This is a genomic window from Candidatus Desulfofervidus auxilii, assembly GCF_001577525.1.
GTDB lineage: Bacteria > Desulfobacterota > Desulfofervidia > Desulfofervidales > Desulfofervidaceae > Desulfofervidus > Desulfofervidus auxilii.
In genome coordinates this window covers 2,429,659-2,449,218 of the sequence record NZ_CP013015.1, presented here as the reverse complement: position 1 = coordinate 2,449,218, position 19,560 = coordinate 2,429,659, and the positions used below count along the sequence as shown (strand labels likewise).

The window sequence follows — 19,560 nt, the reverse complement described above, 5'->3', positions numbered from 1 at the left end:
CTTTGTATGATTTATTATTTAAAAAAATGTTCCCATGGCAAATTCCCAGTTACTAGTAGACTCGTCTTCTTCAGCGTTGAGGGCAAACCCAAATTCCAATCTTATAGGTCCCATAGGTGAAAACCATCTTACCCCCATACCCACGCTTTTCTTCAAATTTGTTAGATCAAAAGACTGATTTATATCATAACTATTGCCTGCATCAAAAAATACTACCCCGAACAACCTTATTTTCTCAAAAATTGGGAAACGATATTCTAAATTACAAAGAAACATCTTATTCCCCCCAATACGTTCACCAGTTTCAGGGTCACGGGGACTGATAGTAGCAAAGTCATAACCCCGAATAGTGTTGGGGCCGCCTAAATAATATTTTTCAAAAAGCGGTAAAACGCCCTTCCCTCTCCTATCAATATAACCCACTTTGGTTCTAATGAAACCTACGGTATTCCAAAACAGGGGAATAAATATAGATGCAGAGCCTTCATAACGATTAAATGCACTGTCTCCACCTAAAAATCCACCAGCATACTCTATTGAACCTGATAAAACCATGCCTTTACTAGGATTAAAAAATCTATTCCTAGTATCTCTTCGCCAACTTAGTCGTATACTACTAGTAGCAATGCCATCCGCCAACTCTGTAATATACTTAGAAGCTATTTCTTCGTTAAAATCAGCAGTTTTTGCCTTTTCATAATGATAGGTAGAATAAATTCTAGAATAATAGCCAAGGGGATAGCTAAGTCTAATTTCTCCACCACTACTTTCTTTGGTAAAATCTATATATTCTGTATCCCATTTAAAGGCCTGAAATCCAGTAGAAAGTTGGCTATCAAACAAATAAGGTTCGGTAAAATCAAAGGTATATCTTTGGGTAACGCTTCCTATATACCCCCTTAAAGTAACCTGTTGACCTCTTCCAAACAAATTTCTCTGTGTGATATCCGCCATAATTATAAAATTCTCAATGGAACTATAACCAGCACCAATAGAAAAAGAACCAGTAGGTTGTTCCTTCACTTTAATCTTAAGATTTACTTCATTGGGCTCTTCTCCTCTTTGTGTCTCTAGTTTCACGTCTTCAAAATATCCTAATCTATGAAGGGCTTCTATACTTTTTTCTATTTTTATTTTATTGAATGTTTCTCCTTCTCCTATCCATAATTCTCTTCTTAGCACTTTATCCCTAGTTTTGGTATTGCCTTCAAACTCTATCCGCCCCACATATACTTTGATACCCTTTTTAATATGATAAACAACATCTACGCTGAGCGTTGAAGAATTTACTTTTATTTCAGGCTCAATTTCCACATAGGCAAATCCTTCACTGGCATAAACATCTGAAAGGGCAGTAATATCCTTTTGTAACTGTTCTCGATTATAAACTGCCCCTGATTTAAGTTTTAGTATTTTTTTTAACTCGGTCTCAGGTTTAAGCAAATCTCCCGTTATGGCAATTTTTCCTACTTTGTATTGTTCTCCTTCCTCAATGGGAATAGTTATATATATGTCAGTACCCCTTCTTTCAACCTGAGGTTCTCCTATTTTAACATTAATGTAGCCATGATTATAATAAAAATTGGCTATTCTGTTTACATCATTTTCTAACTCATCTGTTTTTAACTTACCAGAACCTGTGATAAAGGAAAGAAACCACCTTTCCTTATTCTTCATTTGTTTTTTCAAAGTCTTGTCTTTAAACGCCTTGTTTCCTTCAAAAATAATTTTCTTTATATAAGCCTTTTCTCCCTCTTTAATAATAAAAGTTAGTTTTACTTTCTCTGAAGTAATAGGAATAATTTTATATTCTACTTGGGCATCAAAATACCCTTCTTTTTGATAAAGTGCCTTTATTTGCTCTACTGATTTGGTAATTAAATGTTCTTTTAAAATGGAATTAACTTTTAAGGCAATAACTTCCCTGATATCACTATCTTTAATCACTTTATTCCCTTCAATAATTATTTGTTTAATAACAGGTTTTTCAGAGACTATAAACTTAACAATCTCTCCCTCAGGGAAATCTTCCACTTCCACCCGAATGTCTTTAAAGAATCCCATTTTAAAAATAGACTTTATATCTCTTCGAATTATTTTAGGGTCAAATATTTCTCCTTCTTTTGTTTGCATCACGGCTAAAATAGCCTCTTTATCTACACTTTTATTGCCTATAATTTCTAACCTGGTTATTCTTTTTTTCTTAAGAAGTTTGTAAACCAATTCTTGGGCTATTTCTGTTGAAACAACCTCTAATTTTTCCATAGAGGGTATTTCCTTGTAAATAAGCACAGGAGGCTTTATCCCACCAGTTTCTACAATAGCCAAATCTAAACTTATTTTTTCTCCTATCTGTGTTAAACTACCCATAATTACATAATCTAATCCTTGTTTCTCTCCTTCTTTTTTTGCTTCTTCTATTTTTTGAACTATTTCACCTTTCCAAGGAACTATTTTTATTTTGGGATTTTTGATTTTTTGAGAAAGCATTAGAGACAGGTCTTCCCCCATCCTGGGAGACTTTTTAGGAATATATACCACTAAGGGAGAAATACCTACTTTAAGCAATTCTGCTGCCCAACTGATTGGGGAGACCAGGAAAAATATGATTAATATCACTAAATGCTTCTTCATCAACATTGCTTCCTTATCAATTGACCTTGGGTCAACTCATAACATATTGCAAAAAGAGATGCTAGTTTTAAATTATGTGTAGCTACAATCATGGTTATACCTGTTTTTTGGTGGATGGAAAAAAGTAAGGATTGGACCTTTTCTGCTGTATTTTGGTCCAAATTACCTGTAGGTTCGTCTGCCCAAATTAATTCCGGTTCTAATACTAATGCCCTAGCGATAGCCACTCTTTGTTGTTCACCTCCAGAGAGTTCTCCTGGCCGATGATTTCTGCGATGATAAACCCCTACTTCCTGAAGTAATCTCCTGGCTTGTTCTTTGGCTTTTTTTTCTGACCAACCAGCAATCAAGGCAGGCAACATTACATTTTCCCAAGCAGTAAATTCAGGTAATAAATAATGAAATTGAAAAACAAATCCCAATTTTTGGTTGCGAAATCGAGCCAATGCATCAGAAGAAAGTTGAAATAAGTCCTGCCCTTTATAAAACACCTTTCCTTTGGTAGGTCTTTCTAAGGTAGCTAAAATATGTAAAAGAGTAGATTTTCCCACTCCTGAAGCACCGGTAATGGCAATAGTATTACCTTTAAAAATTTTAAGGTCAATGCCTTTAAGGATTTCTATTTGGTATTCTTTGTGAGAAAAAGACTTCCACAAGTTTCTTACTTCTAATAAAGGCTGATTATTCATATCTTAATGCCTCTACTGGATCAAGCCTGGCTGCTTGTCGGGCAGGGTGAATAGTAGCCAAGAAACTCAACGTAATAGCCCCTATGCTAACAATAATAACATCACTCCATCTCAATTCTACGGGCAAACTGGACAAATAATAAACATCTTGGGGTAAGTGAATAAAATGATATTTTTTTAATAATAAGCATACACTTATTCCCCCTATGATACCTAGAAGTGTGCCTAAAATCCCCACGATTAAACCCTGATAAACAAATATCTTCATAATATTTTTATCCGTAGCCCCCATGGTTTTTAAAATGGCAATATCCTTTACCTTTTCCATAACCATCATAATTAAACTACTTCCGATGTTTAAAACCGCTACCAACACAATAAGAGTGAGGATAAGAAACATGGTTATTTTTTCTAATCTTAAAGCAGAAAATAAACTTTTATTCATATCTATCCAATTTCTTGTCCAAAATGGAAACCCAAGTTTTTTTTGGATAGTTTCAGCTAACTCTCTAGCCCTAAAAATTTCCGCAATCTTTACTTCCAAACCGGTAACCGCAGCCCCTAAGCCAAGAAACTGCTGAGCTTGGTGGAGTGAAATATAAATAAGAGAAGAGTCGTAATTATACATCCCAGAATCAAAAATACCCCCTACTAAAAATTTTTTCACCTTAGGAATCTGACCTGTAGGAGTTATTTCTCCAAAAGGAGAAATAACCGAGACCACATCCCCTAACCATACACCCAGATTTTTAGCCAATTCCTGACCCATGATAAGGGAAGGTAATTTTTGATTAGTAATATTAAGTGCCTCTATTTTGCCTGCCTTTAAAATTTTTGCTAAATTGCTCACTTTAGAAATACTTTCTACTTCTACTCCTCGTAATACTGCTCCAGAAACATTTTGGTCTGATTTGACCATTACTTGAGAATATACAAATGGGGCAACTCCTATTATTCCAGGTTGGCGTTTAACTTTATCTATTAATTGCTGATATTTCACAATGTTGCCTTTAAAACTAAGCACAAAGACGTGGGCATTAATATCTAATATCCGAGTGCGCACTTCTCTTTCAAAACCAGACATCACAGAAAGCACAATGATAAGGGTCATCACCCCTACCATTACTCCAATGATGGAAAAAAAGGTGACAAGAGAAATAAACTTTTGTTTCCTTTTAGACTGTAGATATTTCAAACTAATGAATAGTTCATAGGGAAGTGTCATGACTCGGGCCTTAAATGTGGAAACAGAATAACATCTCTAATAGAAGAGGCATTAGTTAAAATCATGGTTAATCTGTCAATACCTATACCTTCACCAGCCGCAGGGGGCATTCCATATTCCAAGGCCGTAATATAATCCTCATCAATTTGATGTGCCTCTTCATCCCCTGCTGCTCTTTTTGCCATTTGTTCCAGAAAACGTTCTCTTTGGTCATCAGGGTCATTTAATTCCGAAAAACCATTGGCGATTTCCTTACCTGCAATAAAGAGTTCAAATCTATCTGTAATCTCTGGGTTTTGCTCATTACGTCGAGCAAGGGGTGAGGCTTCTATTGGATATCCTATGATAAAAGTAGGTTGGATAAGCTTGGGCTCTACAAGTTTCTCAAACAACTTAGTTAGAACCTTCCCCACACCTTCTCCTGGCCTGAGCTTAATACCCAAATCACCGGCATAAGCCATGACCTTTTCTTCATCTGCCAAGATTTGTTGGGATACCAAACCTGTTTCTTTCAAACTGTTCAAAAAATCTAAACACTGCCATGGCGGGGTTAAATCAATGGATTTCCCCTGATAAACAATTTTTTTACTACCTAAAATCTCTTCTGCTAGTTGAGAAATGAGCTCTTGGGTAAAGGCCATTAAATCTTCATAAGTAGCGTAAGCTTGATAAAACTCTAACATAGTAAATTCGGGATTGTGATCAACATCTATCCCTTCATTTCTAAAATTGCGACTGATTTCAAACACGCGATTAAAACCCCCTACTAGCAATCTTTTGAGATACAATTCAGGGGCAATGCGTAAGTATAGAGGAACCCCGAGGGCTTGATGAAAGGTCTTAAAGGGTTTTGCTAATGCCCCTCCGGGAATTATTTGCATAACAGGCGTCTCTACTTCTAAAAAATTATTTTTTACTAAAAAATGACGTATGAATTGAATAATTTTACTCCGTTTTATAAAACGCTCCCTTACCTCTTGATTGACTATCAAATCTAAATAACGCTGTCTATATCTAAGTTCTATGTCCTTGAGCCCATGATATTTCTCAGGCAAGGGTCGAAATGATTTTACAAGCAACTCAAACCTCTCTACCAAAATAGTCAATTCTCCAGTTTTAGTCCGAAACAACTTACCCTCTATCCCTATAATATCACCGATATCCAGCAATTTAAAAATTCCATATTGTTCTTTACCCAACTGGTCTTGCTTAAAATAGGCCTGAAGTCTTCCAGTATCATCTTGAAAGTGAATAAAAGCCGCCTTACCAAAGTGGCGTATGGCCATAATCCTTCCTGCTAGGCAGAAGTTTTCTGAAACAGTTATTTGTTCTTTATCACCATATTGAAACAAAATTTCCTGAATTCTATGGGTAGGTTTAAAATCATTGGGATAGGGTTTGACACCCCGTTCTAACAGTTTTTTAAATTTATCTCGTCTCTGTTGAATCAAAGAATCTTCCATCTTTTTATCTCCCATTAAAACACAAATGATTACTTTATTTTGGCTATACAGTCAAGGTAGAGGGCTGGGTTTAGCCGGAGAGTAATTTTGCGTGCTTAGGGTATCATAAACACCCAAGGCCTTCTCTAGGGGATAAGGACCTACATAAACGCGATAATAAATGTGAGAATTATTTTTTATGTCTTTTATAAAGGTCTTATATCCCTTATGGCTTAGTTCGTTTTGGAATTTAAGGGCATTTTTTATGTTTTTAAAGGCTCCTACTTGAACACTATATTGTTTGGGTTTTTCTTGCCCAGGAGTTGTTTTGGGACTTTTGGAGAAAATGGGCACTTGAATTCTTGGCAAAGAAGGCAAATAAATTAATTCCTGTCCTACAAATATGCCCAAAACAAACATCCACAACAAGGCAAAAAATGCACCTACACTCACAAAAAATAGGCCTTTTTTTGTCAATTTGATGGTATAAAATTTTTTCTTTTCTCCCATTTACATCTGCTTTGGAGCTGAAACCCCCAACAGAGAAAGTCCCTTGGCGATTACTATCTTTACTGCTTGAGCCAGGGCAAATCTAGCAGCACAAATATCTTCAGGTGCGTCTAAAATGCGATATTTATTGTAATAACGGTGAAATTCCCCAGCCAATTCTGTAAGGTAATAAGACAGACGGTGAGGCTCTAAAGTCCTAGCTATATCTTCTATTAAATCCGGAAATCTTGCTAAAAGTTTCATCAATCCTATTTCTTCTTCTGATTGAAGGGGAGTTAAATCTACAGCATTAAAAGGAGGAAATTCAATACCGCGCTCTTTGGCTATCTTTTCCAGACTGCACACCCGAGCATGGGCATATTGGACATAAAATACTGGATTTTCCATATTTTGAGATTTAGCTACTTCTAAATCGAAATCTAAGTGACTATCACAGGATCTGGTAAGAAAAATAAAACGGGCAGCGTCTTTCCCCACTTCTTCTAATACTTCTTTTAAAGTGACAAACTCTCCTGCACGAGTAGACATAGCCAAAGGTTTTCCTCCCCGCTTTAGGTGTACTAATTGCACCAGTAAAATTTTTAATTTTTCCATATCGTAACCCAGGGCCTGAATTCCGGCCTTAAGTCTAGGCACATACCCGTGATGGTCGGCTCCCCAAAGGTCTATTAAGATATGAAAGCCCCGCTCAAATTTATTTTTATGGTAAGCTAAATCAGATGCAAAATAGGTAGTAGCACCATTAGCTCGAACAAGCACCCTATCCTTTTCATCCTTAAAACGAGAAGAAGCAAACCATAAAGCACCATCTTTTTCATAGGCCAATCCCGTTTCTTTAAGCCATTTAATAAGATTGGCCACATCACCATTTTTTATTAAGTCTTTTTCGCTAAACCAATAGTCAAAACGAACTCCAAAATTATTTAAATCTTTTTTAATATCTTCCATAATTCTTTCTTTAGCAAATGTTGCGAATAAAGGAATTGCTTCTTTTTCTGCTACTTCTCTATATTTATTTCCTTTTCTCTCTAAAATTTCCTGAGCTAACTTTTTGATATATTCTCCCTGATAGTGATCTTTAGGAAAATCTATTTTTTCACCTAATAATTCCAAATACCTAAGGAATACCGACCTTCCTAGGATTTGAATTTGTCTTCCCACATCGTTAATATAATATTCTCGTTTGATTTTATACCCCGCATAATCCAAAATATTAGCCAATGTATCTCCTACAGCTGCTCCTCTTCCGTGTCCTATATGTAAAGGACCTGTAGGATTAGCACTGACAAATTCCACTATTATTTTTTCTTCCCTTTCCTTCCCCTGGCCATAACTTTCTGGACGGGTTATAATATTTTTAATAACTCCTTGCCAGGCACTTGATTTCAAAAAGAAATTAATAAATCCCGGAGCAGCTATTTCCACTTTTTTTATCCAATCACAGGATGGAAGATGTGAAATTAATTCCTTAGCAATTTCCTGAGGTGATTGTTTTGTTTTTTTTGATAATAAAAAAGCAAGATTTGTGGAAAAATCTCCATAATCAGCCACCTTAGGCACTTCAATACTAAAAAGTGGGGGAGCGATCCTCGGTAAACTACCTATTTTTTGTGCCTGATTTAAGGCATCGAGGAGCAACGCCTTAATCTTTTGTTTCATCTTTCTTCTTAGGAATTTCTTTTTCAGTCTCTGAAGCCTTTTTTAGAGAAATATCATAAACAAAATCAGGACAACGAAAACTACCTGGTTCTTGTTGGATAGTAAATTTTTTATTGCAAAATTCCCTCCAGGCACAAACAGCACAGAGTTTTACAGGTGATTCTATCTTTTCTTTCATTTTAATTCTCCTCAATCAATTTAAAAATAACACTGGAATTACAAACAGGCAAGTGACTCTATATTGAGCAAAAATCTCTTCCAAGCTAAACCCGCAGAATAGCCAGTGAGACCTTTTTTCCCGATAACCCTGTGACAGGGAATGATGATGGGTAAAGGATTAGACTTGCATGCTTGAGCTACAGCACGTGTGGCTTTAGGTATGTTCAATTTATAGGCCAGAGATTGATAAGTAATTGTTTGTCCATAAGGAATATCTAAAAGCGCCCTCCAAACCATTTTTTGAAAAGGTGTCCCAATGAGTAATAAAGGTAATTTGAAACAGGTAAGCTGAGAAGAAAAATAATCCCTTAAGGCCTGCTCTGTTTGTTGAAAAGGGGGTATTTTCCCCTTTTTTAATATTACACTTTTTAAGTGACGGTTTAGATGTTTAAAAATAGGAGTTTTGGTAATCAAAGGTATTTCCGAAGATTGAAAATCAGACAAAATTAAGCCACATAATCTCTCTTTAAAACTCAGAAACACAAATCCTCTCTCCTCATACCAAAAGGGAGCATATATTATTTCTGGCAATCCATCTTACCTAAAACTGTTCTGATAAATATCTCTCTGCACTCAAAGCACCAATAGCGCCATCCCCAGCAGCAATAACAATTTGTTTAAAAGGAGTATTTCTCACATCTCCAACGGCAAAAATGCCTGCAATAGAAGTGCGACAATAACTGTCAGTAACAATATAACCTCCTTCATCAATCTCTACCAGGTCTTTTACTAATTCTGAATTAGGTTGCATACCAACAAAGATAAAACATCCTTCTATCTTTAATTCATGTGTCTTACCATTTTTCACATTTTCTAGAATCAACCCTTCTACCTTATTTTCTCCTTTAATTTCCTTCACTACTGTATTCCAAACAAACTCTATCTTCTCGTTCTTAAATGCCTTTTCTTGTAGAATTTTTTCTGCCCTGAGTTGGTCTCGCCGATGAATAAGAAAAACTTTACTAGCAAACTTTGTGATATGTAATGCCTCTATTAAAGCAGCGTCACCTCCTCCTACTACAGCCACTTCTAGATTCCGAAAGAATGGAGCATCGCATGTCCCACAATAAGATACCCCTTTACCAATTAATCTTTCTTCTCCTGGAACTCCCAGTCTTTTATAGCGAGCACCTGTAGCTATAATCAATGCCTTTGCTTCTAACTTTTCTGTCTCACTTTTGACTATTTTTCTGTTTTTTCCATCTATTATTTGTTTTACTTCAAATGGTGCTTTAATTTCAACTCCTAATAATCGCACTTGCCTTTCAAATTTGGCCATAAGTTCTGGACCATATATTCCCTCTGGAAACCCTGGATAATTTTCCACCTGAGTAGTAGTAATCACCTGCCCTCCAGGCAACAATCTTTCCAAAACTACTGTTTTTAAACCTCCTCTAGCTAAATAAATTGCAGCAGTTAATCCTCCTGGCCCTGCTCCTATAACAATTACATCATATAACTCCGCCATTTCTCTCTCCATAGAGACTTAGAAGTTTGATAGAAACATAAATGGTCGGGACGACAGGATTTGAACCTGCGACCACCTGCGCCCCATGCAGGTGCGCTACCAGGCTGCGCCACGTCCCGACTTACTATTTTTTATAATTAAAGGGTGTCTTTGTCAACATCTGAACTCATCCATTGATTAACTAAATACCTTAACTCTCTTTCCCTTGTTATTTCCTCTACCCATATTTCAAAAAATCTGCTCCTTAAAGAAGGGGAAAGGAGATTACGTGAGTGATGTATACGAGGGGGATTTATGGCCAAAAACAACCTGAAATAGGGATGGGCCTTATAAACAGTTCCCTCTTCGTCTATAACATACCCAAAGTCAATCAGGGTATTCAAATATTCAGAAAGAGGACTAAGGTTTGCCTCATCCACTAAAAGCCAAAATCCTTCTTCTACAGCTTTAAAAAGCATGCCCTTTCGGTAATACCATCTTCCTTTTTTATCCTGTACATAACCACCTAATAGTTCTTCCAAACCTGTATCCGAAGAAAGACTTATATAAAACAAATTAGTTTGTTTCTTCTTGGCTAGATAGCGAATAAGGGTAGTCTTGCCTGAAGCAGGCATACCCACTAAGAGCACAGGCTCATTATATTTAATGGCATTGAGGATAGTGGCAAGAATGAATTTTTGAGAGCTAGTAGGAATAATATCTGCCTCGGTCTGGGGAATGAATTCATCACCTCTAGTTACCTTAATTTCATCAAGTAAAAAAACGATTTTTTCTCTTTGTCCATCTATGATTTCTTCTAATTTTAAACCTTTCATTTTAAAACCAAAATGGGCGTCCAAGCTACTAATGAGGGCTTGCCTTTCTGATTCATTTCTTATGCGAGCCAAATAAACTGTATAAAGTTCCCAGAATAGCTGTTTAAAAAATTCTTTATCAGATAAATTGCTCTTTAATAAAACTGAAATCCTCTTTCCTACTCTAATAATATCTCTTAAAGAATAAATATAAGGGTCCTTTTCTTCTTTCCCAATTACCTTTGCCTGGGCCTGTTTTTCTAATGTCTTATGGAATCGGGCTATCATTAGAGCAATAGAAGAAGGAATTTTAAAAAGACCACTTAAAATTTCTGCCATTTCTAATTCTGCAACTTCCTTTTGGTAATAAATCTTCCACCTAGATAAAAATACCTTAGATAATTTTTGTCTTTGGCTATAACTTTCTGGATTAGCCGTAGCAAAGAGGGCAAAATTAGGAGCAGGAACCAGCTGTTTTTGCTGGCCATTTTGTGAATAGGTAAATTTCCCCGTAGTAAGATAGTCATTAAGAACCTCAATGATGTCAGAAGAAGCCAGATTTATTTCCTCTAATACCAGCCATTTACCTTCTTTAGCTGCTTTTAAAATTATACCATCCTGCCAGATAAATCTTCCTTTTTTATCGGGCTTCATTCCTCCTATTAGTTCAAATTTGGATGAATAAGGATTTAATGTATAAGAAAGATGTTCATAACCCAAAAGGGTGGCTAACCATTTGATCAAAAAACTCTTCCCTGTGGAAGTAGGACCTAAAAGTAAAACAGGGTGTTTCAGTTTATAACTTAAGGCAATGGTCTTTAAGATGTTAAAACTAGAGGCAGTAAATACACATGTAGGAATTTCTAAAACCCTGTTTCTTTTTAACTCTAAATGGTCAATTTTAACCAAATTAGAGTCTATCTTGATTTCTGAAGAAAAACTCCCTGCTAAAGCACTATTTAGTTTTTCTTTTAAAACCCTTTCAAACACATTAATTGCTAGCTGCAAGTTAGTTTTTTTCTTTTCAAATCTATTTATCATAATTTTTGCTAATGCCTTAGAAGCTGCTAGAGAAACATCTGGGTCTTCATTTTCTAATAAAGCTTCTAATCTGTTTAAATATTCCCTTTGCTTCCTTTCAATTAATATAGAATATACATTTACCAAACTATTAGCAGAGGCCTTCATCAAATCTCGATTTTCGCTTCCTAACAAATCTTCTAATCTCTCTAAATATTCACCCTCTCCCCTCAAGGCAAAACTGGAATATACATCTGCTAAAGAAGAAGCAGCAACAATGCGCACATAGGTATTGGGATGGTTGAGCATATTTTCCAGGCAATCCAATTGTGGCTTTTCGCCTTGTTCAATAAATTTTATATACACCCGAGCCAAGGAGGAAATAGCTACTATACATACATAAAAATCCTTATCATTAAGCATATTTTCTAATAGGTTTAAGTATCTTTTTTCTCCTTTTTGAATAAGAAATGAATAAATGGCAGCTAAAGAAATATTTACTTTTCTACTAAAAAACCAGTCCGAACTATCAATTAAGCCTTCTAATTTATTTAGGCACTCCCTCTTCCCTTGGGCTATTAATTGGGCACAAATCTGCCCTACGGCTGTAGCAGCAGTTTTAGTTACAGGTCCATATCTATCTTTAAATAACAGTAAAAGTTTATCAATATTAGGCACCTCTTCTTTTTGAATCAGACGGATATATATCTTAGTTAGGGCATTTACCGCAGTTATTCTCACCCTCCAGTCTTCTTCGTAAATCATGCTCTCCAACTTAGTGAAATCAGGTCTTTGGCCTGTTTCGATCAAGGCTAAATAAACCATAGCCAAACCATGGGCTAATGCTTCTTTAATACGTCCATATTTGATCTCAAACAGGGCTTCTAAATTTTCAAAATCAGGCCTTTTTCCTTTCTCAATAAGGGATGCATATATGCGGCTCAGCGCATTAATAGCTGCTATTTGCAAAGATAGGTCATCCTGGGTAATGGCCTTTTCTATGTCATCCAAGTTTGGGGTCAGGCCCTTTTGGATAAAATCCAGATAGACCTGGGTGAGTGTATTTATGGCTATTACGCTGACTTCAGGATTTCCATTGTCCATCATATCTTTTAATTTAGTTAGATACACATCCTGACCTTGTTTTATAAGTAGGGTATAAATAGAAGCCAAGATGTGAGCAGCAGTGATTTGAATATGCCAATCGTCTTTATAGCGCAAATTTTCTAACTTCTTTAAATACTCCATTTCTCCATGAGTAATATACCAGGTATAAATCTCCCCCAATGTCTGGGTAGCGGTCTGACGGACATGCCAATCCTGGTCAATAAGCATATTTCCCAGCTCATCAATGATAATTTCTCTTAACGTTTCGCTAGGTAATACTTGGAAAGCAATGCCCATGGCCGGAATAACGATCAATTTATTCCATTGGGAAAGCATTCTAGATAGCAAAAAGAGGTCATCTTTCAACTCTTGCTCTAAAGCAAACTGGGCTATAAAAGAGACCAATTCATTAATATTCTCCGGAATGGCTGAAATAGAGGTTTTTTTAGGTAACGTCTCAAAATCTTCCTTTCTTAAATCAGGAAATTGCGTTTGGACTAAAGGATGATTTAAGATTAAGCCAATTACCCTTTGTCTTTCTTCTATTTGAGTAAACCCATAATTTAATACCTCCACTAAGGCCTGTTTAGGTGAAACATGGCTTAAAAGTCTCAATGCTTCAGAAGCCCTCTTCAGATGTCTGATATTGAATTGAGGAAAGTTTTCCCTCAAAGAGAGGTATACCTGACTTAATATTTCACTTAAATCAAGAGCATTCATCATAAATAATTTTTTCTTCTAACACTTTAGATAAAATGCGGGGTAAGTCTATTATCTCCTCCACTTGAACCGATGTTTTATATCTTTTATCTACCTGAGTTACATACCCTCCTAGCCCTACCCCTATTACTTCTATATCCTTGGCCAATGCCTCCTCCTGAAGTTCCGCAAATGTCTTCCCAGTATTGTTTATATTTCCTTCTCCATCAGTAATCATCATGATGAACTTAATGGCTTCCCTAGGTTCTTTTTCTAAAAGTTCCGTAGTAAGAGCTAAGGCATCGGCATCAGCGGTCATTCCTGAAGGAATATACATAGAAATCTCTTCAAAAAGATCAGCCCTCTGAGATTGATTCATACCTTCTCCAAACATTTTATGAACCATCACTGTATCTGAAAAACCTATTATGGCGTAATCTATATCTAAATTAGTTAAAGACTCCATAAATAAAAGCAACCCTTTTAAGGCAGCACTCCTCTTAGGCTCTACCATAGAACCTGATTCGTCTAAAATTAAAGCTATACTATGAGTTCTGGCAGTAGGAAGTCTTCTTCGCATAAATATCTCCAAATCTTTTTTCTCTAAAGGGCACTTCTGTTGGATTTTTCTAGATTGGTTCATAGCCTTTCTTAAATCAGGCTTTTGGCCTGATTTGAAGTATCCCTGGTAACGAAGCCTTGTGTTTTTAAAAAAATAGTTCTCCAACACCCCACAAAGATGCTGAATTACCCCAGCAATATCTTTATAAAATTTATGGTAAATAGATAAATCCTCCTCTTTTTTCACCCTTCTTTGTTCCCTGACGAGTGCCTTTAGGGTAAGGGAAGGAGAAGGTTTGGATTCCTGCGTTTTTTGCCTATTTATAGGCATATATTTATCTGCTTGTTCCTTGTCAGGTCTATCAATTTTGGGAGACAATCTTTCCGCCAATTCTTTAGCACTTTGTTCTATAGCACTCAAACCACTCCCCGAACCCCCATGACCTGAATGGTTTTTTATCTCTCTATTTTGGAGAGCCTGGTCTACCCTTTCCTTAGAGATATGAACAAGTCTTTCATAATCTTCTAAAATATGCTCTTTTATCAACTGCGCTGTTTTACAGGCAAATGCAAACCGTTCTTTTTCTCCTGCCCTTCCTTTGGGAAAACAATTAAATATCTCTTCAAAAAATTGAGAAGTATTTTTAAGGGCCTTTTTCACCTCCGGATTCACTAGTTTAGGTATTTTTTTATACCTCCAGTAATACATTATGCTCAATACATACTCTAAGTGAGGATATAACTGATAAGGATGAACTGAACCATTAATTTGTCTTTGGAGATGAGTTACATATTCTGATTTCTCTAAACTTTCTGAAAGTAAGTCTTTATACATAAATTCCAAATAATATCTTGCCCCTGGAAATAAAGAAAACATCCAATTGTTTACCCTGGCATCTTCAAACACACTTAAAAGCAGTTTTAAATAATGTTTACTATAAAATAATTTAAACTCTTCTCTCCTCATATCTATGCGGGTTAGCTGGCGATGTCCTGCCTCATGAATAGTAAAACCTATCACCTCTTCAGGGGTATAATTTAATAAAAGTTTCTCCGGGAAAACCACTTCATTTTTTTCATAATCATAAAACCAGCCCTGCCCTGGCCTTATCCTTAAATCTATATCTTCCCCCAAGGCAGTGGAAATAATCTCCATTAAATCAATAAATCTTTTTAAATTATTCATATTTAAATTATATCATAGAGGAAAAGTTATTCAATCTGATTTAAAATAGGAGTAATCACTGTGCTTGATGCAAGGAAATTAGTGCTTCTTTGTACAAGGCCAAGGTGTGCGACGGAGTAGACGTTAAAAACGTGTAAACGTTAGAACGTGCGAACGTAACCTAAAGGTGATAAGATAAAAAAATCAACTGTCCACTATTGAGAGATACAAAAGCAGATTCCCTTCCCTTATTAAGGCCTTTGAAGAGAAAAATAATTATAATATTACTCACACTGCTACTGAACTTGGTATTAGCCGAGCCAGTGTTTATGAATTGATTAGAAAATATGGCATAAAGATAAAAGCTTTCTAATGTCAGAAAACTTTACAATTTAGGTGTCACAATACTTTACAGCTAAAATCCTTGCTAGATGCCATTTTTGGCCTGTGAGCCAATTTTGGTGTCAGTAAACTTTACAAAATGGGTTCAAATCTAAAATCAAAAATCCAGTATTATCAAGGGTTTTCAATCTTGGCACGGATATTGATATGGAGAGTGTATATATGGCTATGTAAGGAGGAAAGAGGGTATGCGAAAAAGTGGTTTAATGCTTTCAATCTTAGTAATGGAAAGGACTATATAAACCTAGAGGCAGATGTAAACAGGAGGGAAATATTTGGTATTTAAGATGTTAGTCAATTTTACAAAGTGGAAAAAATTTTCCAATTATTAACCTAGGAGGTCAAAATGAAAAAGGTATTGTTTTTAGCAGTGGTTTTAGGGTTGGTAGTGTTTTTTAGCCTTAGTGCCTTTGCTGCTACCATTGGTTTTGAGCCTGGTTCTCAAACTGTGCCAGTTGGCGAATCAGTGAGTGTTAATTTGGTGATTTCAGGTTTAGGAGATGGAGAATCTCCTTCTTTGGGTGGTTTTGATTTGTTTATAGAGTATGACCCAACAATTTTAGCCCTTTCTGATGTCTCCTTTGGTGACCCAACCTTAGGTGATCAACTGGATGTCTCAGGTTGGGGAAGTTTGTATGATTATTCATCTTATTCCTCTGATGTTGAATATCTTTTTGGATTATCTTATAATCTACCTTGGGATTTAAATGATTTACAAAAACCTAGCTTTGTCCTAGCCACTTTGACCTTTGATACTTTAAGTGTTGGCACAAGTCCTTTAGAGATTGTTGACCCAGATCCTCCGTTTTTTGCGAGTAGGCTTGCCGATGAAAATGGAAATTGCTTATCTTTTGATTCGCAAAGTGGTAACATTTCTGCTGTTCCTGTACCTACCACATTAATCTTGCTTGGGTCTGGCTTAAGTGGAGTTTGGATTTTGAGAAGGAAGAAGTTTGGCTAAATGCGTATTTTAGCAGAGACGAAAGATTCTTGAACAAAACATTATAAACTAGTTTAAGGAGGAATGCTATGAAGTCAATTATTTGGCTGGGTGAAAAATTGGCCATGTTAGTAAAACGTTATAAAAAAGCAACTATTACAGCTTTCATACTTTTATTTATCTTTAATTATTCAGCAATAGGGTCGGTTGTAAAAGAAAAAGATAAAAAAGAGATTCTAAACAAAGCTTATACACTTAAGATTCCATTTATAGAAAACAAAGGTCAAATAAAAGGTGAAAGTGTAAAGTATTATGCAAAGACCTTTGGAGGGGCTGTCTTTGTTACCAAGGATGGAAAGCTGGTTTATTCCCTTCCAAAATTTGAGAAAAAAGAGAAGGTGAAAGGTTGGGTAATAAAAGAAAGCCTTGTTGGGGCTTCTATCTCTAATGTAAAAGGAAAAGAAGAGGCAGTAACCAAGGTAAGTTACTTCAAGGGAAAGGACCCTTCAAATTGGAAAAGGGATATTTCAACTTACAATTTGGTAAGTCTTGGAGAAGTATATAAGAGAATAGAGCTAAAGGTTAAGGCCTATGGAAAAAATGTAGAAAAGCTATTTTATGTAAAGGCAGGTGCAAATCCAGAAAGCATTAAAATAAAAATTGAAGGGGCTAAAAGTTTAAGGGTAAATGAAAATGGAGAGCTTGAGGTAGAGACAGGTCTTGGGGTTATAAAATTTACAAAGCCAGTGGCATATCAGGAGATTAATGGCAAGAGGGTTGAGGTAGCTGCTGCCTATACCTTACTTTCAAATCCGCAATATGTTTATGGCTTTAAGGTAGGAAGTTATGACAAAAAAGAGACGCTTATAATAGACCCACTTCTGGCAAGCACATTCATTGGTGGAAGTGATGATGATTGTTTTTATTATGGCCTTTCCATTGCCCTTGATGGAGGTGGAAATGTATATATAACTGGTAGCACACGGTCTTCTGACTATCCCACAACCTCAGGTGCTTATGATGAAAGCTATAATGGGGGGGATTATGATGTTTTTGTATCAAAGCTTGACAGTAGTTTAAGCAGTCTTTTGGCAAGCACATTCATTGGTGGAAGTTATTCTGATTATGTCTATTCCATTGCCATTGATGGAGATGGAAATGTATATGTAACTGGTGGGGCATCTCCTGGCTATCCCACAACTCCTGGTGCTTATGATGAAAGCTATAATGGTTCTTTGGATGTTTTTGTATCAAAGCTTGATAGTAGTTTAAGCAATCTTTTGGCAAGCACATTCATTGGTGGAATTTTTAATGATTATGGCTATTCCATTGCCCTTGATGGAGGTGGAAATGTATATATAACTGGTGGGACACAATCTTCTAACTATCCCACAACTTCAGGTGCTTATGATGAAAGCCATAATGGTTATGATGATGTTTTTGTATCAAAGCTTGATAGTAGTTTAAGCAGTCTTTTGGCAAGCACATTCATTGGTGGAATTATTGGTGATTATGGCTATTCCATTGCCCTTGATGGAGGTGGAAATGTATATGTAACTGGTTATACATCCTCTTCTGACTATCCCACAACTTCAGGTGCTTATGATAGAAGCCATAATGGTAGAGGTTATTATGATGTTTTTGTATCAAAGCTTGATAGTAGTTTAAGCAATCTTTTGGCAAGCACATTCATTGGTGGAATTTATCATGATTGTGGCCATTCCATTGCCCTTGACGGAGGTGGAAATGTATATATAACTGGTGGGACATCCTCTTCTAACTATCCCACAACTCCTGGTGCTTATGATGAAAGCCATAATAATGGTGATGTTTTTGTATCAAAGCTTGATAGTAGTTTAAGCAATCTTTTGGCAAGCACATTCATTGGTGGAAGTTCTTCTGATTATGGCTATTCCATTGCCCTTGATGGAGGTGGAAATGTATATGTAACTGGTTGGACAAATTCTCCTGACTATCCCACAACCCCTGGTGCTTATAATGAAAGCTATAATGATACTGATTATGATAATGATTATTATGATGTTTTTGTATCAAAGCTTGATAGTAGTTTAAGCAATCTTTTGGCAAGCACATTCATTGGTGGTGGAAGTAACTCGGATTATGGCTATTCCATTGCCCTTGATGGAGGTGGAAATGTATATATAACTGGTAGGACACGGTCTCCTGACTATCCCACAACCCCTGGTGCTTATGATGAAAGCTATAATGGTGGGCTGGATGTTTTTGTATCAAAGCTTGATAGTAACCTTACATCATTTCCCTATTCACTAAAAACAGTTGGATGGGAAACCGTTGGCTCTGATGGTGGAACTGTCTTGGTGACAGATACATCAAGTGAGATTCTAGGGGCCCAAGTTGAAATCCCTGCAGATGCCCTATCAGAAAATACCATTATTGCCATCAGTGAGCTTGTAGAGGAAATCCCTCCATTTCCCGAAGATATTATAGGCATTGGTTTGCCAGTACATTTTGGGCCAGAAGGCCTTGTGTTTAATAAACCTGTAACTATAAAACTCCCATACACAGAGGAGGACTTAGAAAATGCAGGTGTGAGTGACCCACAGGAATTAGATGTTTATACTTTTAACACAACTACTTTAACTTGGGAATTGGTAGAAGGCCCAAAAACAGTTGATGAAGAGAACATGTTGATTATGATTGATGTAACCCATTTCTCTATTTTTCAATTGGGTGTTAGAAAAGTAACTGTTCAGGGCGACCTAGATGGCGATGGTGATGTCGATTTAGATGACCTAAACATCCTTCTTACCTACCGCAACCAGCCTGCAAGTGCATGCCCAAAGTGTGATATAGATGGCGATGGAGTAATCACTGTGCTTGATGCAAGGAAATTAGTGCTTCTTTGTACTAGGCCAAGGTGTGCCTGTGAGTAAACGTTAAAAACGTGTAAACGTTAGAACGTGTGAACGTAAAAAGAATACGAATTTTGTGGTATCTTGCTAGTGATGATATTTCATGATAACTTATGTTTAGTCTTCCAAGAT

14 protein-coding genes and 1 tRNA gene are annotated in these 19,560 nt (G+C 36.3%); 3 read left to right on the top strand and 12 right to left on the bottom strand.

Annotation, left to right across the window (positions count from 1 at the left end):
• Positions 1 to 18 precede the first annotated feature (18 nt).
• The 12 genes from bamA to HS1_RS12120 all read right to left on the bottom strand — a co-directional run bounded on the left by bamA (position 19) and on the right by HS1_RS12120 (position 15,213).
• On the bottom strand, positions 19 to 2,634 hold the full coding sequence (gene bamA / locus HS1_RS12175; protein ID WP_066066007.1) for an outer membrane protein assembly factor BamA: 2,616 nt from the start codon (positions 2,632 to 2,634) through the stop codon (positions 19 to 21).
• The gene (locus HS1_RS12170; protein ID WP_066066004.1) at positions 2,634 to 3,323 is read right to left on the bottom strand and encodes an ABC transporter ATP-binding protein; all 690 of its coding nucleotides are present in this window, start codon (positions 3,321 to 3,323) and stop codon (positions 2,634 to 2,636) included. Before HS1_RS12170 ends, bamA begins: the two co-directional genes overlap by 1 nt.
• Positions 3,316 to 4,548 (bottom strand): lipoprotein-releasing ABC transporter permease subunit, encoded by a 1,233-nt coding sequence (locus tag HS1_RS12165; RefSeq protein WP_066066001.1) that lies wholly within the window; start codon positions 4,546 to 4,548, stop codon positions 3,316 to 3,318. Before HS1_RS12165 ends, HS1_RS12170 begins: the two co-directional genes overlap by 8 nt.
• A complete protein-coding gene (gene lysS, locus HS1_RS12160; RefSeq protein ID WP_066065999.1) occupies positions 4,545 to 6,011 on the bottom strand; it encodes a lysine--tRNA ligase in 1,467 nt (488 codons plus the stop codon). Before lysS ends, HS1_RS12165 begins: the two co-directional genes overlap by 4 nt.
• A gap of 51 nt (positions 6,012 to 6,062) precedes the next feature.
• Positions 6,063 to 6,500 carry an SPOR domain-containing protein gene (locus HS1_RS12155; RefSeq protein WP_066065996.1) on the bottom strand — a complete coding sequence of 146 codons (438 nt, stop codon included), beginning with the start codon at positions 6,498 to 6,500 and terminating at the stop codon, positions 6,063 to 6,065.
• Positions 6,501 to 8,159 (bottom strand): arginine--tRNA ligase, encoded by a 1,659-nt coding sequence (gene argS / locus HS1_RS12150; RefSeq protein ID WP_066065993.1) that lies wholly within the window; start codon positions 8,157 to 8,159, stop codon positions 6,501 to 6,503.
• Positions 8,143 to 8,337 (bottom strand): hypothetical protein, encoded by a 195-nt coding sequence (locus tag HS1_RS12145; RefSeq protein WP_066065991.1) that lies wholly within the window; start codon positions 8,335 to 8,337, stop codon positions 8,143 to 8,145. The genes argS and HS1_RS12145 overlap by 17 nt, the downstream gene beginning before the upstream one ends.
• 38 nt (positions 8,338 to 8,375) lie before the next feature.
• The gene (locus HS1_RS12140) at positions 8,376 to 8,861 is read right to left on the bottom strand and encodes a methylated-DNA--[protein]-cysteine S-methyltransferase (RefSeq protein ID WP_245669998.1); all 486 of its coding nucleotides are present in this window, start codon (positions 8,859 to 8,861) and stop codon (positions 8,376 to 8,378) included.
• A gap of 58 nt (positions 8,862 to 8,919) precedes the next feature.
• On the bottom strand, positions 8,920 to 9,846 hold the full coding sequence (trxB, locus tag HS1_RS12135) for a thioredoxin-disulfide reductase (protein ID WP_066065985.1): 927 nt from the start codon (positions 9,844 to 9,846) through the stop codon (positions 8,920 to 8,922).
• A 42-nt stretch (positions 9,847 to 9,888) separates the two neighbouring features.
• Positions 9,889 to 9,965 (bottom strand) — tRNA-Pro (locus HS1_RS12130).
• Positions 9,966 to 9,983: 18 nt separating this feature from the next.
• A complete protein-coding gene (locus HS1_RS12125; RefSeq protein ID WP_082757826.1) occupies positions 9,984 to 13,490 on the bottom strand; it encodes an AAA family ATPase in 3,507 nt (1,168 codons plus the stop codon).
• Positions 13,474 to 15,213, bottom strand: a complete 1,740-nt coding sequence (locus tag HS1_RS12120; RefSeq protein ID WP_066065979.1) for a vWA domain-containing protein — start codon at positions 15,211 to 15,213, stop codon at positions 13,474 to 13,476. The genes HS1_RS12125 and HS1_RS12120 overlap by 17 nt, the downstream gene beginning before the upstream one ends.
• A gap of 187 nt (positions 15,214 to 15,400) precedes the next feature.
• Here HS1_RS12120 and HS1_RS14110 point away from each other — a divergent pair, with 187 nt between their 5' ends.
• The 3 genes from HS1_RS14110 (at position 15,401) to HS1_RS12105 (ending at position 19,449) form a co-directional block, all read left to right on the top strand.
• On the top strand, positions 15,401 to 15,565 hold the full coding sequence (locus HS1_RS14110; protein WP_156469511.1) for a helix-turn-helix domain-containing protein: 165 nt from the start codon (positions 15,401 to 15,403) through the stop codon (positions 15,563 to 15,565).
• Positions 15,566 to 15,940: 375 nt separating this feature from the next.
• Positions 15,941 to 16,555, top strand: a complete 615-nt coding sequence (locus tag HS1_RS12110; protein ID WP_066065972.1) for a cohesin domain-containing protein — start codon at positions 15,941 to 15,943, stop codon at positions 16,553 to 16,555.
• Positions 16,556 to 16,623: 68 nt separating this feature from the next.
• Positions 16,624 to 19,449, top strand: a complete 2,826-nt coding sequence (locus HS1_RS12105; protein WP_066065969.1) for a DUF7948 domain-containing protein — start codon at positions 16,624 to 16,626, stop codon at positions 19,447 to 19,449.
• Positions 19,450 to 19,560 lie beyond the last annotated feature (111 nt).

Excerpts from the sequence above, each read along its gene's own strand:
- trxB (WP_066065985.1), bottom strand. The coding sequence starts at position 9,846 with ATGGCGGAGTTATATGATGTAATTGTTATAGGAGCAGGGCCAGGAGGA.
- HS1_RS12110 (WP_066065972.1), top strand. The coding sequence starts at position 15,941 with ATGAAAAAGGTATTGTTTTTAGCAGTGGTTTTAGGGTTGGTAGTGTTT.
- HS1_RS12105 (WP_066065969.1), top strand. The coding sequence starts at position 16,624 with ATGAAGTCAATTATTTGGCTGGGTGAAAAATTGGCCATGTTAGTAAAA.
- HS1_RS12165 (WP_066066001.1), bottom strand. The coding sequence starts at position 4,548 with ATGACACTTCCCTATGAACTATTCATTAGTTTGAAATATCTACAGTCT.
- HS1_RS12125 (WP_082757826.1), bottom strand. The coding sequence starts at position 13,490 with ATGATGAATGCTCTTGATTTAAGTGAAATATTAAGTCAGGTATACCTC.
- HS1_RS12120 (WP_066065979.1), bottom strand. The coding sequence starts at position 15,213 with ATGAATAATTTAAAAAGATTTATTGATTTAATGGAGATTATTTCCACT.
- HS1_RS12170 (WP_066066004.1), bottom strand. The coding sequence starts at position 3,323 with ATGAATAATCAGCCTTTATTAGAAGTAAGAAACTTGTGGAAGTCTTTT.
- bamA (WP_066066007.1), bottom strand. The coding sequence starts at position 2,634 with ATGAAGAAGCATTTAGTGATATTAATCATATTTTTCCTGGTCTCCCCA.
- argS (WP_066065993.1), bottom strand. The coding sequence starts at position 8,159 with ATGAAACAAAAGATTAAGGCGTTGCTCCTCGATGCCTTAAATCAGGCA.
- lysS (WP_066065999.1), bottom strand. The coding sequence starts at position 6,011 with ATGGAAGATTCTTTGATTCAACAGAGACGAGATAAATTTAAAAAACTG.
- HS1_RS12145 (WP_066065991.1), bottom strand. The coding sequence starts at position 8,337 with ATGAAAGAAAAGATAGAATCACCTGTAAAACTCTGTGCTGTTTGTGCC.
- HS1_RS12155 (WP_066065996.1), bottom strand. The coding sequence starts at position 6,500 with ATGGGAGAAAAGAAAAAATTTTATACCATCAAATTGACAAAAAAAGGC.